Annotated in this window: 16 protein-coding genes and 1 pseudogene; 10 read left to right on the top strand and 7 right to left on the bottom strand. The window is 70.6% G+C overall.

Annotated features, from left to right (window positions below; all coding sequences use genetic code 11):
• Window positions 1–50 precede the first annotated feature (50 nt).
• The 3 genes from surE (at window position 51) to ABZX79_RS06135 (ending at window position 1,634) form a co-directional block, all read left to right on the top strand.
• Window positions 51–956 (top strand): 5'/3'-nucleotidase SurE, encoded by a 906-nt coding sequence (gene surE / locus ABZX79_RS06145; protein ID WP_355252372.1) that lies wholly within the window; start codon window positions 51–53, stop codon window positions 954–956.
• A 239-nt stretch (window positions 957–1,195) separates the two neighbouring features.
• Window positions 1,196–1,381, top strand: coding sequence for a hypothetical protein (locus ABZX79_RS06140; protein ID WP_355252369.1), 186 nt, complete (start codon window positions 1,196–1,198; stop codon window positions 1,379–1,381).
• A gap of 79 nt (window positions 1,382–1,460) precedes the next feature.
• The gene (locus tag ABZX79_RS06135; RefSeq protein ID WP_355252366.1) at window positions 1,461–1,634 is read left to right on the top strand and encodes a hypothetical protein; all 174 of its coding nucleotides are present in this window, start codon (window positions 1,461–1,463) and stop codon (window positions 1,632–1,634) included.
• 48 nt (window positions 1,635–1,682) lie between these two features.
• Here ABZX79_RS06135 and ABZX79_RS06130 read toward each other — a convergent pair whose 3' ends face one another.
• From ABZX79_RS06130 to ABZX79_RS06120, 3 genes are all read right to left on the bottom strand, one after another.
• Window positions 1,683–3,053: an AMP-binding protein gene (locus tag ABZX79_RS06130; RefSeq protein WP_355252363.1), complete on the bottom strand. Its 1,371-nt coding sequence runs from the start codon at window positions 3,051–3,053 to the stop codon at window positions 1,683–1,685.
• A gap of 780 nt (window positions 3,054–3,833) precedes the next feature.
• Entirely contained in the window at window positions 3,834–4,799 is a 966-nt protein-coding gene (locus ABZX79_RS06125) for a pirin family protein (protein ID WP_355252360.1), read from the bottom strand.
• 111 nt (window positions 4,800–4,910) lie between these two features.
• Window positions 4,911–5,432 carry an ATP-binding protein gene (locus ABZX79_RS06120; protein ID WP_355252357.1) on the bottom strand — a complete coding sequence of 174 codons (522 nt, stop codon included), beginning with the start codon at window positions 5,430–5,432 and terminating at the stop codon, window positions 4,911–4,913.
• A 291-nt stretch (window positions 5,433–5,723) separates the two neighbouring features.
• Between ABZX79_RS06120 and ABZX79_RS06115 the strand changes: the two genes are divergently transcribed.
• Window positions 5,724–7,076 (top strand): alpha/beta family hydrolase, encoded by a 1,353-nt coding sequence (locus tag ABZX79_RS06115; protein WP_355252354.1) that lies wholly within the window; start codon window positions 5,724–5,726, stop codon window positions 7,074–7,076.
• A 28-nt stretch (window positions 7,077–7,104) separates the two neighbouring features.
• On the opposite strand, the pseudogene ABZX79_RS06110 reads toward ABZX79_RS06115, so the two are convergent.
• A pseudogene (locus ABZX79_RS06110) lies at window positions 7,105–7,857 on the bottom strand (zinc-binding dehydrogenase).
• Window positions 7,858–7,997: 140 nt separating this feature from the next.
• Here ABZX79_RS06110 and ABZX79_RS06105 point away from each other — a divergent pair.
• The gene (locus ABZX79_RS06105) at window positions 7,998–8,900 is read left to right on the top strand and encodes a GNAT family N-acetyltransferase (protein WP_355252352.1); all 903 of its coding nucleotides are present in this window, start codon (window positions 7,998–8,000) and stop codon (window positions 8,898–8,900) included.
• Here the strand turns inward: ABZX79_RS06105 and ABZX79_RS06100 are convergent.
• Complete coding sequence (locus ABZX79_RS06100; RefSeq protein ID WP_355252349.1) at window positions 8,862–9,296, bottom strand: DUF6193 family natural product biosynthesis protein; 435 nt, start codon at window positions 9,294–9,296, stop codon at window positions 8,862–8,864. The two genes, ABZX79_RS06105 and ABZX79_RS06100, sit on opposite strands and share 39 nt — an antisense overlap.
• Window positions 9,293–10,438, bottom strand: coding sequence for a helix-turn-helix domain-containing protein (locus ABZX79_RS06095; RefSeq protein WP_355252346.1), 1,146 nt, complete (start codon window positions 10,436–10,438; stop codon window positions 9,293–9,295). The genes ABZX79_RS06100 and ABZX79_RS06095 overlap by 4 nt, the downstream gene beginning before the upstream one ends.
• Before the next feature lie 142 nt (window positions 10,439–10,580).
• On the opposite strand from ABZX79_RS06095, the gene clpX reads away from it, so the two are divergent.
• Window positions 10,581–11,918, top strand: coding sequence for an ATP-dependent Clp protease ATP-binding subunit ClpX (clpX, locus tag ABZX79_RS06090; protein WP_355252343.1), 1,338 nt, complete (start codon window positions 10,581–10,583; stop codon window positions 11,916–11,918).
• A 92-nt stretch (window positions 11,919–12,010) separates the two neighbouring features.
• Here clpX and ABZX79_RS06085 read toward each other — a convergent pair whose 3' ends face one another.
• Window positions 12,011–12,442 (bottom strand): heavy metal-responsive transcriptional regulator, encoded by a 432-nt coding sequence (locus tag ABZX79_RS06085; RefSeq protein ID WP_355252340.1) that lies wholly within the window; start codon window positions 12,440–12,442, stop codon window positions 12,011–12,013.
• Between the two features lie 78 nt (window positions 12,443–12,520).
• Between ABZX79_RS06085 and merB the strand changes: the two genes are divergently transcribed.
• From merB to ABZX79_RS06065, 4 genes are all read left to right on the top strand, one after another.
• Complete coding sequence (merB, locus tag ABZX79_RS06080; protein ID WP_355252337.1) at window positions 12,521–13,459, top strand: organomercurial lyase; 939 nt, start codon at window positions 12,521–12,523, stop codon at window positions 13,457–13,459.
• Between the two features lie 111 nt (window positions 13,460–13,570).
• The gene (locus ABZX79_RS06075) at window positions 13,571–14,569 is read left to right on the top strand and encodes a hypothetical protein (RefSeq protein ID WP_355252334.1); all 999 of its coding nucleotides are present in this window, start codon (window positions 13,571–13,573) and stop codon (window positions 14,567–14,569) included.
• 157 nt (window positions 14,570–14,726) lie between these two features.
• Complete coding sequence (locus ABZX79_RS06070) at window positions 14,727–15,071, top strand: hypothetical protein (protein ID WP_355252331.1); 345 nt, start codon at window positions 14,727–14,729, stop codon at window positions 15,069–15,071.
• Between the two features lie 214 nt (window positions 15,072–15,285).
• Entirely contained in the window at window positions 15,286–16,068 is a 783-nt protein-coding gene (locus tag ABZX79_RS06065; protein WP_355252328.1) for a VOC family protein, read from the top strand.
• The last annotated feature ends 68 nt before the right edge of the window (window positions 16,069–16,136 follow it).

Below are 16,136 nucleotides of genomic sequence, written 5' to 3'. Positions count from 1 at the left end.
GAGCGCCCGCCGGTCCCATACATCGCCCTCACTCCTCGAAGGAGCACATCGTGAGACGCAAGCAAGTTCTGCCGCTGGCCGCACTGCTGCTGTGTACGCCCGCCCTTGCCGGAACGGCGCCGGCGGCCGCCGCGCCGCAGAGCGCGCCTACGGGCCCGCTGCGCATCCTGCTCACCAATGACGACGGCTACAACGCCCCCGGCATTCGTGCGGCGTTCCAGCGCCTGAGCGCTGCCGGACATGACGTCACCATCGTCGCCCCACTGACCAACCAGAGCGGCACCGGGACGAAGATACTCAGCGGCCCCACCATCACGGTCAAGCACCCCGAGCCGAAGGTGTGGGCCGTGGACGGCACACCCGGCGACTCAGTGGTCTTCGGCCTCTCCGAGGTATTCGAAGACCGGGCCCCGGACTTGGTCGTCTCGGGCACCAACTTCGGCCCGAATCTCGCCGGTCTCGCGAATCACTCCGGTACGGTCGGTGGCGCTGTCGCCGCCCTCGAGTCCGGCGTACCCGCGATCGCGCTGAGTACCGGCGGCTTCGGCGTGCCCGACGCGGTCGCCACTGTCAACGCCATGCGCCCGACGGTCGACTTCACGGTCAAGCTCATCGACCAGCTGCAGTCCCGGGCGAAGTCCGGGCGGCTGCTGCCCAAGGGTGTCGGCCTGAACATCAACCACCCGGTCGTCGGCGCGGACGGCACCGGGACCGCGGCCGGGGTTGCCACGACGTTCCAGGACCCGCAGGCGCCCCTGAAGCCGGACTTCATCGACTCCGGCGACGGTACGTGGAAGGTGGATGTGAAGTTCGCCCCGCAGCCGGCCGCCAAGGGCGGGGACGTCGAGGCCGTGAGCGCCGACAAGATCGCCGTCAGCCCGATGTCCGCGAACTGGAACACCGGGCCCGCCGACTTCGCCATGACCAGCACTCTCCTTTCCGGGCTCCGCCCGTAGCGTTGTCCAGGAGGAAGAATGAGAAGGCTTTCCCTTGCGCGGTCGTCCGCGCGCGCCGCCTGGTTACTGGCTCTCGTGGCGCTGCTACGACTTCACCATGGGTGACAGGCCGTTGTTCCGACGTACGCCTACGAATTCGCGGACCGTGACGCCCCCATGTACCTCCCGCTGCCGGGCCGCTTCGACTTCGGCGCCTACCACGCGGGCGACACCCCCTACCTGTTCGAGGGGCGGCCACCATGACCGACTACTGGGCCGCCTTCGCCCGTACCGGCACGCCCAACAAGCCAGGTCTGCCGAAGTGGCGCGCGTGCCGGCCAGGGAGCGGCGAGCCGCACACCCAGTCACTGGCCCCTGACCGGATCGCACCCGTCGACTACGCCACGCCTTCCCTGGAAGAGGCCGGTGCAATGTGTTCCGCCTGAGCATGAACCGCCGCCGTTCGGGCAGGGGCCGGAGGCCGGGACCCGCCCGGTGCCCTCCGTGCTCGAAGGAGACCCGAACGTGATAGCCCGTCCCACCAGCCCCGGCTCGCCGATCTACGACCAGCTCGTCATGGAACACGGAGACGTCCTCACTGAGGCCAGAAAACTCGCCGACCTCACGCATCAGCAGGCGGACCGTGTGCTGACTTGGGACAAGTCCACCTCGTGGGGCGTTCAAACCGAACAGTCGTGAAGGCCGGCGGCCGGCCCTGCCCGGCACAGGCCAGATGGATCTTCGTGGTCAGCCCGCCGCGCGCCGGGGGGCGTCCTTGAGGCCGCCGGTCACCACCAAGTTGCCGTCCGGGGTACGTCGCGCGAGGTTGCCGGTGCGGAAGTAGCCGTCGGTGGTGAAGGAGCGTGCGTTGTGGTCGGGCGCCCGGTAGTAGCCCCGCAGGGTATACGGACCGCGGGCGAGGAGTTCGCCGGGCTCCCCGTCGGGCACGTCCTTGCCGTCGACGTCGACAATGCGGATCTCATCGTCGGGTGAGAGCGGGCGGCCCTGCGTGGTGAGCACGGTCTCGTCCGGATCGGCGGGCCGGGTGAGAGTGAGCACCCCCTCAGCCATGCCGAAGACCTGCTGCAGGCGACAGCCCAATTCGGGGCCTATCCGTTCGGCGGTCGCCCGGTGCAAGGGCGCGCCGCCGATCTGCGCGATACGCAGACTGCTCACGTCGGCCTGGAGCGTGGGAAGTACGTCAAGCCAGAGCTGGGCGACGGCGGGCACCACCGACGTGATGGTGACCCGCTCTCGTTCGATGACCGAAAGGCATTCGGCGGGTCCCGGGTTCTCGACCAGGGCGACGGCGCCGCCGACGGAGAGGGTGCCGACGATGCCGGGGCAGCCGAAGGCAAAGTTGAAATCAGCGGGCAGCGCGGCGAGATACACGTCGTTCTCGGTGAGCGACACCAGCTCGGCGGCGGTCCGCGCCTGGTAGGCGTAGTCGTTGTGGGTACGCGGAATGAGCTTGGGCGCCGCGGTGGTACCGCCGGAGACCAGGAAGAACGCCACCTGGTCGGCGCTCTGCGCAAGCGCCGGCCCGGGCGGGGCGTCGATGGAGCCGAGCGGGCAGTAGTGGCAGCCCGACGAGTCGGCCGAGAGGCCGCCGTACGGGGACGAGGCGCCCGGCGCCTCAAGGGTGAACACCCGCCGCAGGAAGGGCTCTCGGGCCGCGATGTCCGCGGCCATCGCCGTGTGGTCGAAGCCCTGGTACGTCGAGGGACCGACGTAGCCGACGGCCTGGGTGACCCGCACGAGGTGGGACACCTCGGACGTGCGGTGCGAGACCGGGCACAACACGGGGACCGCGCCGACGCGCATCAGAGCGAACACGGTGATGACGAACTCGGGGACGTTCGGTAGCTGGACGACGACCCGTTGCCCGGGCCGCAGGCCCCGCAGCCGGAATCCGGCGGCCATGCGGTCCACGCGCCGGTTCAGGTTCGCGTACGTGATGCGGGTGCCGCCGTGCACGAGCGCCGTCCGCGGTCCGTACCGCACTGCCCAGCCGCGCAGCAGGTTGTCCAACGTATAGCCACGCCAGTGCCCGGCCGCCCAGTAGCGGTCGACGAACGCCTCGGGCCAGGACGTGCAGTCGGCGAGCATGGATGTCATTCGCTTCCTTCTGTACCAGTTGAGGGCCGGTCCAGCACGACGGCAACCTCCAGGATCCAGGTCAATGTCGCAGCGACCCCATGTCGCCCCCTTCTCAACGCCGGGGAGCAACCCGCCGTCTTGACCTTGGCAATCCAATCTGTCAACACCCCTGTACACAATGTGCTTTCCAAACCATGGAGGCTGAGTTCCATCAGCAGAAAGACCAATGAGCGCCGCTGACCAGGGGTTTTGGAACAAGCCGTCCGGGAGCGACGGCGGGGAGGATGCGTTGACGGGGAGGAGTACCTCTTCGGACCAGGTCGTGCCGTCGTAGACCTGGTAGCCGATCTGGTCAGCGCGTACTGCGCCGACCGGGGCCGGAGCCTGGGAAGTCCACTGCCAGTACGCCGCCGAATGGACTTCGAACCCGCTCCGTGCGCTTCGGGGCGCGTTCAGCACCTTCACGCGCCGCCCGCCGCTCGTGCTGCTGCGCGCTCACGGTGTGACGTGTTCTTCGCGAGCCGGCCCGAAAGGATGGGCTGAATTAAATGTATGCCCAGAGCACGTACTTGCCGCCGCCGACCGCGTCGCAGCGGGCGGCGCCGGCACAGGAGTCCCGCAGCGAAATGCACGACGAATAGCTGTAGGTGCCGGGCTATCGCTCCCAGCCCGCCGCCCCATCCGTCGATGTCGTGCTGGTCTCGGAGGGCGTGGGGGCTGCCTGTGCGGTGGCGGCGCCCCCCACCAAAATGGTGGCCACGACGTTGTGGCCGCTCAAGGGCAGGGCGTCAGCGCAGGTCAACGTACTCGTCCGCGCGGTTTCAGGACCACCGGCGGGAGTTCGGGGGCGGGGAGGCGGGCGCCGGCGTAGCCGTGGACTTCGCCGAAGCGGGTGCCTTCCATCCAGTCCTTGCGGGCCTGCTCGATCTCCTCGTGGGAACGGCCCACGAAGTTCCACCACATGACCAGCTCCTCCTCGAACGGCTCGCCGCCGAGCAGCATCAGGCCGGCGTCGGACTCGGCGCGCAGGGGCAGTTCGGTGCGGCCGCAGCCGAGGTAGAGCATCGAGCCGGGGAGCACGGGCACGCCGTCGACGTGCGCCTCGCCGGACATGGAGAGGACGGCGTACTCGAAGTCGGGGTCCAGCGGGAGCCTGGTCTCGGTGCCTCGTGCCAGCGCGAGGTCGGCGCCGACGATCGGCGTGTACGTCGCACCTGGCGACGCGGCGCCGTCGAGTGAGCCGAGGATGACGGTGGCGGTGAGGCCGGGCGCCGTGACGGCCGGGAGGTCCGCGTGGTGCTGGAAGTGTGGCTCGATGTCGCGGTGGCCCTCGGGCAGGGCAACCCACAGCTGAGCACCGTGCAGCCAGCGCGCGTGCGGTTTCGGGCTTTCCTCGGAGTGGCTGATCGCCCGCCCCGAGGTCATCAGGCCCAGTTCGCGCGGCCGGATCGTCTGGAGGCTGCCCAGGCTGTCGCGGTGCAGGACTTCGCCGTCGTGCAGCCAGCTGACCGTCTGCAGCCCGAAGTGGGGGTGCGGCGCGACCTGCATGCCGGGCTCGTCCGCGATGTCGTCGGGGCCGTAGTGGTCGACGAAACACCATGCGCCGATCATCCGGCGGCCCAGGTTCGGCAGCAGCCTGCGTACCTGGGTGGATTCGCCGAGCTGGACCTTGCGGGCGGTCAGGAGTTCACGTACCGGCTCCGCCACGACGAAGCCTCGGCCGCCGCAGACGGAGGGCACGGCCTGGCGCTCGAGATTGCTCATGGCGCACAACCTAGTCCTGTGCGCGGGCGGGCCGTCAGTACCCCGCGCCGATGACAAGCGGCGACCGGGCTGCGCTCCACGTGGAGCGCAGCCCGGTCGCGCACTTTCCGGCTAGGCGAGTACGGGGACCGGGGCGGGGAGCGGGGCCGGTGCGGGGGACGGAGCCGCGACGGGCGCCGGAGCCGGGGCCGGCTGGCCCTTGGCGTCGCCCATGCTCGGAACGGGCGGGCGCGGCATCAGCGGGCTGTTGCGCGCGTCCTCCACGCGTCGCGTGAACCACACGACCTTGCCGTCAGCCGTACCGCAGGTCCCCCAGCTGTCGCACAGCCGGGCGACAACGGCGAGGCCGCCTCCACCGGCGGAGGCCAGGCGTGGCATCGGGGGGCCGTTGTCGGCCACCGAAGCCGTCAGGTGCCTGCCGGTCCAGCGCAGTTCGACCACGCACCAGTTGTCGTCGCCGACATGCCGGTGGACATTGGTCAGAAGTTCCTCGACACCCCTGCACACAGGCTGGATGTGCAGCTCGAGATTCCAGTGCCGCAGGTGAGCGGCAACGATGCGCCGGATCTGCGAGACGCGCTCCGCCGATACGTGCAGTTCGACCGCGTAATACCGGCCGCTGGGAAGTGTCATGGCCGTGGCTCCTTACCGCGAGGCTCACATGCTTCACCTCGTTGCAGCAACGACCCCCGAACACGAAGAGTGAGCGATAGTCACCATTGGGTCAGGGACATCCTGGCTCCGGGAAGCGAGAACCGCAACCGCTGCGGCTCAAGGCCCTGGCGTCGCGGCCGCACCCGACTGCCGTACAGGAGTGCGCCGACCGGCCTAGAACCGCCGACTTGCCAAACAGTGTCAAATAGGGTTGTTTCGAAGAGGGTGTGGACGTGGTTTCTGTCTCCCCTGGTTTGGGGGTGAACCACTGTGCTGTTCACCGATCGCGCCGACGCGGGACAGCGGCTTGCGCAGGCCCTGCGGCACCTGGAGGGCGAAAAGCCCGTCGTACTGGGCCTGCCCAGGGGCGGGGTCCCGGTCGCCTTCGAAGTGGCGCGGGCGCTCGGCGCCCCCCTCGACGTGATCGTCGTACGCAAACTCGGCGTCCCGTACCACCGTGAGCTGGGGTTCGGCGCCATCGGCGAGGGCGGGGCGCGCGTCATCAGCGACGACATCGTCCGCCGCACCGGGGTCGGGCCCGACGATGTGGCGGCGGTCGAGCGTGCCGAGAAGGCGGAGCTGGAACGACGGGCGCTGCGGTTCCGCGGTGACCGGCCGCGGCTGGTACTCGACGGGCGGACCGTCATCGTGGTCGACGACGGGATCGCGACCGGTGCCACGGCGGCGGCCGCGTGCCAGGTCGTACGGGCGCAGGGTGCGGCCCGCGTGGTGCTCGCCGTCCCGGTGGGCGCGCCGGACGCGGTGGCCCGGCTGAGCAGCGAGGTGGACGACGTCGTGTGTCTGTCCGTTCCGCAAATGTTCCGTGCGGTCGGCGAGTGGTACGACAACTTCGCACAGACCTCCGACGAGGAAGTCATCACACTTCTGGGGCAGATGGCGGCGCGGGAGGCCGAGGGGAACGGCTCGGAGGGAGTCGAGGAGGGGGTCGAGGAGGCGGTCGAGGTTGACGCCGGCGGTGTCCGGCTCGCCGGGGATCTCACCATGCCCGAGGGCGCCACGGCGGTCGTGATGTTCGCCCACGGCTCCGGCAGCAGCCGCCGCAGCCCGCGCAATCGGTCGGTGGCCGCCGCCCTGAACCGTGCGGGTCTGGGCACGCTGCTCTTCGACCTGCTCACGCCCGCGGAGGAAGCCCACCGGGCGAACGTCTTCGACATCGAAACCCTGGCCGGGAGACTCGGGGACGCCACGCGCTGGCTGCGCCGCCGCACGTCCGTCCCGATCGGCTACTTCGGGGCGAGCACGGGAGCCGCGGCAGCGCTGCGGGCCGCCGCGTCCGCCGGTGCGTCCGCCAGTACGGGCCGGGAAACAGGCGGGGTAACGGGCGTCGGCGCCGTCGTCTCGCGCGGCGGCCGGCCCGACCTCGCCCGGCCGCGACTCGGCGACGTACGAGCACCCACACTGCTCATCGTCGGCGGCCGCGACACCCTGGTACTCGACCTCAACCGGCAGGCCCAGGCGGAGCTGCGCTGCGAGAACCGCCTCGAAGTCGTACCGGGTGCCACGCACCTCTTCGAGGAACCAGGGGCGCTGGAGAAGGTCGCCGACCTCGCCCGGGACTGGTTCGCCACGCACCTGACGCCCGGCGCGTCGCGGCCCGAGTAGCCGGCGCCACACGGCGTGATACCCGGCGTCATACCGTCAGGATCACTTTGCCCTCGGTCTCGCGGGCTTCCAGGGCCGCGTGCGCGTCAGCGGCCCATGCGAGCGGGAAACGAGTGATCAACGGGACGAGACGGCCTGCCGCCGCCTCGTCCAGCGCGCGGGCCGCGAGTTCGCGCGGGCCCCCGGCGGGGATCATATTCGGCCCGATCGCCCAGGTCGCCGTGAGCTGCCGCCCGACCAGATCGCGCGTCGTGATCTCGGTCGGCTCCCCCGCCGCCCAGCCGTGCAGCAGGAACCGTCCGCCGGGGCCCAGCAGTTCCAGGGCCTCGCGGCCGAGCCGCCCTCCCACGCCGTCGAAGACCACGCTCACGTCACGGCCGTCCAGTGCCTTGCGGACCTGGGCGGGCCAGTCGGCATCGCGGTAGTCCACGGCGGCATCGGCCGCCGACATGGCCAACACCACGTCGCGCGGGGTCAGTCGTGCGACCGGGAGTACGCCCAGCCGTGGAGCCGGTCGTGATCATCGCTACTGCGGTTCCGTCGTCCAGGTGGTCGGGAATGCGGTGCAGCGAGTCGACGGTGGCGACGGCCTGCTCCGCGTACCCTCCGTCCCGCTCCAGTTGAGCCACGACCCGGCGGCCGAGCCGGTCCCCGCTCACGCCCGGTCCGACCGCCGGCGGCTCATGAGGGCCGACGGGGAGGCCGCGGCGCAGGGTGGTCTCGATCACTCGTAGCGCAGGTTCCGGGCGGGGCCGAAAGCATGCAGCCGTATCGCGTGCATGTCATACGCTCCTGAATCGGTTCGCCGGCGCTGGCCTGCCAGGTTCAGGGATCACGTTTGAACACCAACCGCGCTTGGGGTCAAGGGGATTGTTCATGAGAACCCTCCCCCGGCCCAACGACGTTCTGGGAGCGAAACACATGCCTGCATTGGAGATCGGGGTCGCGAGCGTCGACGACATGGCGCTGCTGGGCGACTGGGCCGGCGCCGAAGGCTGGAATCCGGGCCTCAGTGACGGCGGCGCCTTCTTCGCCACCGACCCGCACGGCTTTCTGATCGGCCGGCTCGACGGCGAGCCGGCGGCGTGCGTTTCGGTCGTGCGCTACGGAACCGATTTCGGCTTCCTGGGCTTCTACATCACCCGCCCTCCGCTGCGCGGCCGGGGTTATGGCATTCAGCTGTGGCGGGCGGGGATGGCGCGGCTCGACGGACGCAATGTCGGGCTCGACGGCGTGGTGGAACAGCAGGACAACTACCGCAAGTCCGGCTTCCGGTCAGCCTGGAACAACATCCGGTACGAAGGTGTGCCGTACGGGAGCGGGGACGGAGAGGGGCGCGGAGACAGGGGCGGAGACAGGGGCGGAGATACGGGCGCCGCGACGCCCGCCGGTATCACCCTGGTGGATGCCCGGACGCTGTCGTTCACCCAACTCGCCGCTTACGACCGCCGGTTCTTCCCGGCGGCTCGCGACCACTTCCTGGCGTCCTGGATCGCCGCACCGCAGCGCACCGCGCTGGCGGCGGTCCAGGACGGTGAGCTGCGGGGCTTCGCCGTCCTGCGAGCCTGCCGCGCGGCCTCGCGCATCGGCCCCCTCTACGCCGAGTCGACCGGCGTGGCCGCCGCACTGGTCGGCGCGCTCGGGGCCACCACTCCGGGCAAGCCGGTGGCGATCGACGTGCCGGACACCCACCCGGAGGCCGCGCGCCTCATGGAACGGCTCGGCCTGACCCCGTCGTTCGAGACCGCGCGGATGTACACGGGGCCGGTACCGCAGATCGACCGCTCAGGCCTGTTCGGCATCACGAGCCTCGAGCTGGGCTGACGCCCATTCCTCCGGAGTTCCGGCGAACGCCGGACCGCACCCTTCAGGAAGCCGCTCGACGACCATCGCGACGGCCCGCTGGGCGGTTTCCGCCTTGCCGGCCCTATGGATCGTCTGGATTCGCGAAGGGCCTTCCACGGAGTACGGGCCCGGTCCGGTGTGGTCCCGTCCCCCCGCCATCGGCCTGATGTACGGCACATCCCACGTCCACCGCTCCTCGGTGCACCGGCTGAAGTGCAGCTCCCCCATGCCGACCCACGGAAACAGCTCACGCAGCCGCGGCTCGGCGTACGCCGCCGCGACGAGGTCCGCACTCACGTAATCCGCGTCGTCGCCGAGCAACTCCTGCCAGGCGGCTTCCACCACGGCCGCGGCGGCCTGATCTTCCGCCGTCATGAAGGGCGGCTCGTGTCGTCCCGGCGAGCGTCATGTGCCCGCGTGGCTCCGGCGGCCGTGGCGGCCGCGTGGCACGCGCCGCGTCCGTCCGCGCGGGCGACGATCCGGCCCCGTTCGATACGGACGGCCGCCTCGGTGCCGTCGCTGACCGCCGGCACGCCCGCCGCCCGCGCGAGGGCGCCCGACGCGTCGTACACCACCTGAAGTCGCGGCCACGCCGACCGCGGGAACGCCTGGCGCAGGCAGCCGCAGAGGCCGGCGACGGCCAGCCTTGCCAGCGGCATCAGCTCGTCCGGTTCGCCGGTGACCAGGACGGCGGTGACCGTGGCGCCGGGCGGTGCGGCCCGTACCGCTTCCTCCGCCGCTTCCAGCCGGTGCAGCCCGAGGATCGCGACCACGCCGTCCCCCGCCGTCCGCGCCGGCTCGCCGCGCACGGCGTCCATCGCGGGCGGCGGGGACCACGGCTCGTCGGCTGGGCGTGCCTGCGGGATGTAGGGGAGGTGCGGCGGGGGCCACGCGTCCTGGAGGTCGAGGCCCGCCAGTCGCTCGCAGGCGCTGACGACGTTGAAGGGCTCGATGAATCCCGGCGCGGCGTCGGCCATCTGACTCGCGCCGTGCAGCGTCGTGAGGACCGCCTCCGCCAGGCGTACGAGGCGGGCCGGCGGCGCGGGCAGGCCGGACGGCCGGAGTTCCTCCAGGGCCAGACCGAGCAGGATCGCGTCCAGCTTCATCAGCTGGGCGAACGGCCGCCGGATCCGCTCCTCGGAGAGGACCTCCGACATCAGGTGCCTGCCCAGCCGGGGCCCTCCGTCTGCGTACCGTTCGCCGGTGTCGGCGCCGACGAGTGGCAGCCCGGCGACCCAGGCGCGGGCGAGTGCGCCGAGCGCCTGGGGGGCGGTGCGGCCGGGTTCGGGGTGCGGAGGCTCGGGTACGCGCTCGGCGAGGTCGGCCAGTACGGCGAAGTACAACGCCCGCTTGCCGGGGAAGTTGGAGTACACCGCACCACGGGTGAGCCCGGCGCGCTCGGCGATGGCGTCGACCTTCGCTCCGGGGAAACCACGCTCGGTGAACTCGTTCCTGGCCGCGTCGAGCACCCTGGCGCGGTTGTACTCCTGCAGCTCCGCCCTGCTGAGCCGGCCCATGGTCCTCACTTGCCTGCGCGTTGCCGTCCGTGTCGGTTCAAGATACCGTCGGCATCCAGATGGTGACGTCATATGGTGAGAACATTCGGCGAGGACGTTCGGCCGGCGTAGGTGAGTTTTCGACGAGTGAGGACGTTTCCGAGTGGCACGTATCGGTGACAGCGGCGACCTGCTGAAGTGCACGTTCTGCGGGAAAAGCCAGAAGCAGGTCAAGAAGCTCATCGCGGGCCCCGGCGGCATCTGCATCTGCGACGAGTGTGTCGGCCTGTGCAACGAACTCATCGCGGAGGAACCGGACGGGCCGGCCTCGGGCGAGCCGAAGAAGCCGCCGACGCCGCGGGAGATCCGCGCCTTCCTCGACGAGTACGTCGTCGGCCAGGACGGCGCCAAGAAGGCGCTCGCCGTGGCGGTCTACAACCACTACAAGCGCATCGGCGCGGCGGCCGGCCGGCGCGGTGGCGAGGAGGAAGTGGAACTCGGCAAGTCCAACGTCCTGCTGCTCGGCCCGACCGGCTGCGGCAAGACGTACCTCGTCCAGACCCTCGCCCGCATGCTCGACGTCCCGTTCGCCATCGCCGACGCGACAGCTCTGACGGAGGCCGGGTACGTCGGCGAGGACGTCGAGAACATCCTGCTCAAGCTGGTCCAGGCCGCCGACTTCGACGTCAGGAAGGCCGAGACCGGGATCATCTACATCGACGAGATCGACAAGATCGCCCGCAAGAGCGAGAACCCGTCGATCACGCGCGACGTGAGCGGTGAGGGCGTACAGCAGGCGCTCCTGAAGATCCTGGAGGGCACGACCGCGAGCATTCCGCCGCAGGGCGGCCGCAAGCATCCGCAGCAGGAACTCATCCCGTTCGACACGAGCAACGTGCTGTTCATCGTCGGCGGGGCGTTCGCCGGCCTGGAGCTGATCATCGAGCAGCGGGCCACTCGCCGGGGCATCGGGTTCGGCGCCACGATCCCGGCGGGCAAGGCGGGCGAGGTGGGAACAGCGGGCGAGGGGAGCAGGGAAGAGCGGGACTCCTTCGCCGGGGTCATGCCCCAGGACCTCCTGAAGTTCGGGCTGATCCCGGAGATCGTCGGCCGGCTGCCGATGATGTCGACCGTACGGCCGCTCGACCGGGCGGCGTTGGTGCGGATCCTCACCGAGCCGCGCAACGCGCTGATTCAGCAGTACCAGCGGCTGTTCGAAATCGACGGCGTAAAGCTGGAGTTCACCGAGGACGCCCTCGGGGCGATCGCCGACCAGGCGCTTCTGCGCCGCACCGGCGCCCGTGCGGCGCGCACGATCCTCGAAGAGATCCTGCTCAACGTGATGTACGAGGTACCGAGCCGGGACGACGTGGCCCGCGTCGTGGTCGACCGCGACACCGTGCTGGGCAACGTTGCCCCGGCACTGGTGCCGCGCGCGCGACCCGGCCACGGTCCGGACCAGGAACCGGACCGCCGCGACGGCCGCGACCGGACTGCCTGAGCGAGGCGGCCCCCCGCCCGCGCCGCCGTCGATCGCCCCGAACACGAGAGGCGACGACCGTCAACGAACCGGCTGGTGCGAGAAACGAGGCGTCAGTGCGCCTGTGACCCGTCGGCGGCCGGTTGCGCGGTGGTGTTGAGAATGCGGCAGATCGGCCCGTCCGGGCAGGTGGCGGGGTCGGTCGCGGCGGCCGCCGCTTCCAGTTCGAGCAGTGCGGAGCGGGCGCGCGTGAGGTCGGCGATCCGCTCCTCGACCTGCCGCAGATGCTCGGAGACCAGCGTGCCGACGTGCTCGCAAGGCGCCTGCCCGCCGTCCCTGATCGCCAGCACGTCACGGATCTCGGCGAGCGTGAGCCCGGCGGCCTGGGCGTTGCGGATGAAGCCCAGCCGGTCGGCGGCCCGTGGCGGATAGTCCCGGTAGCCGCCGGGGGTACGCGGCGGCGCGGGCATCAGTCCCGCCTCCTCGTAGAAGCGGATGGCCTTGGTGCTCACGCCTGCTTCGGCAGCGAGGGTTCCGATGCGCATGCATTCACCGTACGCCCTTGACCTTCCACCGCACTGGAACGTCTAGCGTCGCCAGTACGGACCGACGAGGAGGCAGTCATGGAACTGACGGTGCTGGCGGTGCCCGAGTGTCCCCTGGCCGAGGTACTGCGCGGACGGCTGGCCGAGGTGCTGGCCGGGCGTGGCGACGTACAGGTGGCATGGCGTGAGGTGAGCGGGGAGGGTGAGGCAGTGCGACTGGGGATGCACGGATCCCCGACCCTGCTGGTCAATGGCGCCGATCCCTTCGCGCGGGAGGGGGAGACCGCGAGTCTGTCGTGCCGGCTGTACGGACCGGAACAGGACGCGGTCACCGGAGTGCCCTCGGTCGAGCGCCTGCGCGCGACTCTCGGCGAGCACTTCGCGGCCGACGTGCTCGGCCGAGGCGGGCGGGGGCGACTGGCGCCGGTCGAGGGCGGGCAGCGCGCCGTACAGCAGGCGGTTCTGCGCGCCTTCGCCACGCACGGGCGGCCGCCCACGGACGACGAACTCGCCGAAGCCGCCGGACCCTTCGGTCTTCCACCGGCCGATGTGCTCGCACAGCTCTCCGCCGCCGACTATCTGTCCCTGGGCGCGAACGGCCGGATTCGCGCGGCGTACCCCTTCTCGCCCGTACCGACCGCGCATCGCGTGGAGATCTCGGGCGGCCCGCAGGTGTGGGCGATGTGCGCGGTGGACGCGCTGGGCATCGCGCCGATGCTCGGCCGGGACGTCGACATCCGCTCGGCCGACCCGCACAACGGGCGGGAGATCACGGTCGCCTTCCGCGACGGCGCCGCCGTCTGGGAGCCCGCGTCCGCAGTGGTCCTCGTTTCCACCGGCGCGTGTTCGGGACCTGCGGTGGACGCCTGCTGCTCCTCCCTGAACTTCTTCGCCGACAGCGCGTCAGCGCTGCGCTGGGCGGCGGACCACCCGGAGGTACGGGGTCAGGTCCTCGGCCGTCGGCAGGCGGAGGTGCTCGGCCGGGAAACCTTCGGACCGCTGCTCGGCGAAGCCTGAGCTTGCCCCTGATCAGCGTCGGCAGACAGGTCTTGACTTCATACCCCCAGGGGGTATGTTTGACGTATCGGCCGCCACTTCAGCAGCGGCTCATACCGCCAGGGGAGCGTCATGAACACGGGACTGAAGATCACAGCCTTCGCTGCGGCGATTACCGCGACATTCGGCACCGCGTACGGCGTCGGAAAGGGCGTCGGACCCGTCGTCGCCGACAAGCAGTCGGCGGAACACGCCGCGCACGGGGAGGCGAAGGAGACGGAAGCCGCCGCGGGCGGCGGGCACGGCGGGCACGGCGGGCACGGCGACGACAAGGCCGCACCGGCCGCCGGGGGGCTGCAGATCTCGGAAGGCGGCTACACCCTCGCCCTCGAAACCCCCCGCGTCACCACCGGCGACCGTACCCAGCTCCGCTTCTCCATCCAGGATGACAACGGCCGCAAGATAACCGCGTACGAGCGCGAACACGGCAAGGAACTGCACTTCATCGTCGCCTCGCGCGACCTGACCGTCTACCGCCACCTCCACCCCACCCGCGCCGCCGACGGCACGTGGAGCACCACCGCCGACCTCCCCACCGCCGGCGCCTACCGCGCCTTCGCGGACTTCAAGCCCGCGAAGAAGGACGCCAGTGCGCTGACCCTCGGCGCCGACCTGGCCGTCTCAGGCGACTACGCCCCGGCCGAGCTGCCCGCTCCCGCCACCACCACCGACGTCGACGGATACGACGTCACCCTCACCGGCGGGCTCCGCCCGGGGAAGAGCAGCGAGCTTCGACTCAACGTCGCGAAGAACGGCAAGCCCGTCACCGACCTCCAGCCCTACCTCGGGGCCTACGGCCACCTCGTCGCGCTGCGTTCCGGCGACCTCGCCTACCTCCACGTCCACCCCAACGGCGAACCCGACGACGGCACCACCAAGCCCGGCCCCGACATCTCCTTCAGCGCCACTGCCCCCAGCCCCGGGACGTACCGCCTGTTCCTCGACTTCCAGCACAACGGCAAGGTCCGCACCGCCGCCTTCACCGTCGAAGCCGGGAAGGCGGAGGCGGAGGGGAAGACGAAGGCGGAGGCGGAGGCGGAGGCGGAGGAGTCTTCCGGGCACCAGCACTGACCGGCTGCCCGCCGTCCTGGTCAGGGGTGGAACACCGCCCGAACAGCGGGTGATGGATCGTTTTTGCGGCCCTCTTACGAATGACCCGGCGCATTCCGGGGTGCCGCATCGGGAAGGACACGGCGTCCGGTATCGCCTACCGCAGAAGGAAGCACTCATGCGCTTTCGTCACACCGTCGCCGCCACTCTCGGTGCCCTCACGCTTGTCCTGACCATGCCCACCTCGGCCGGAGCGGCCGTCGGCGCGTTCAGTTACCAGTACGACGACATGTCCGGCGAGCGGATCACCGTCGAACTGATCGATCCTCCGAGCGGACCCTGCATCACCCTCCCCGAAGTGGCCGACGACTTCGTGCCGCCCGCGCACACGCCGAGGAACGCCACCGACAGGCCCGCCACCGTCTACGCCGGTGTCAACTGCACGGGTCCCCAGTTCACCCTCCGGGCACACACCGGCTACGGCTCCGAGCGTCTGAAGGTGCGCTCGGTGATCTTCCACTGATTCGATCCCCCAACCTTGCCCTCGCCCCCGGCCCACCGAGCCAGTCAGGCCCGCACCGGGGGCGGCGGGCGGTGAGTGGCCGCTGGTCCATGAGGATGAAACCGGGCCCCTGCCACTGCGATGGCTGACGCCCGCATGGAGGCGATCGGCAAGGGTGGCAGGTGCTGCGTCGACCACCCCGCGGGAAACCTCCAGAGAGGCAGGGCGTACCACCATGCTCAGCACCGATTTCGTCACCGGATCCCCCAATTGGCTCGACCTCGGCAGCCCCAACACCTCGGCCGCCGCCGCGTTCTACGGCAGCGTCTTCGGCTGGGACTTCCTGTCGGCGGGCCCCGAGGCGGGCGGATACGGCTTCTTCCAACTGGACGGCAAGACGGTCGCCGCCCTCGGGCCGCTGACGGAAGAGGGGGCCAGTTCCGCATGGACGGTGTACTTCCAGACGCCCGACGCGGATGCCACGGTCAAGGCGACCGAGCAAGGTGGCGGGGCCGTCCGCGTCGAGGCCTTCGATGTCATGGACGCCGGGCGAATGGCCTGCCTCACCGACCCGGGTGGCGCGGAGTTCGCCGTATGGCAGCCGACCGCCGTCAAGGGACTGGAGAAGACGTCGGACAACAACACCCTGTGCTGGGCCGAGCTGCACATCGGCGATCCGGCGGCCGCACTCGGCTTCTACGGCTCGCTGTTCGGCTGGCGCGCGCAGGAGATGGAGGCGGCGCCGGGCGTGACGTACACGGTGCTGTCCACCGCCGAAGGCGACCAGCAGGAGGCCTCGTTCGGCGGTATCTCCCCGCTTCAGAGCCCGTCCGAGGAATCGCGCTGGGTTCCGTACTTCGCCGTGGAGAACGCTGACGAGATGGTCGCCAAGACTCAGGGGAACGGCGGATCGGTCGTCATGCCCGCCGCGGACATCCCGGACGTCGGCCGGATCGCCTGGCTCGCCGACCCCTTCGGCGCAACGTTCGCCGTACTCAAGCCCGCGCCTCAGGCTTGACGCCTCGGGCTGCGCGGGTGCCCGGTCCCCGCGGTCAGGCCGCGGGGCGGGGACCGGGCACCCCTGAA

Source organism: Streptomyces sp. NPDC002994 (assembly GCF_040611155.1).
In the GTDB taxonomy this organism is placed as follows: Bacteria; Actinomycetota; Actinomycetes; order Streptomycetales; family Streptomycetaceae; genus Streptomyces.
Note: the sequence above shows the minus strand (reverse complement) of the source record. Positions and strands in the feature narration are given on the sequence as shown.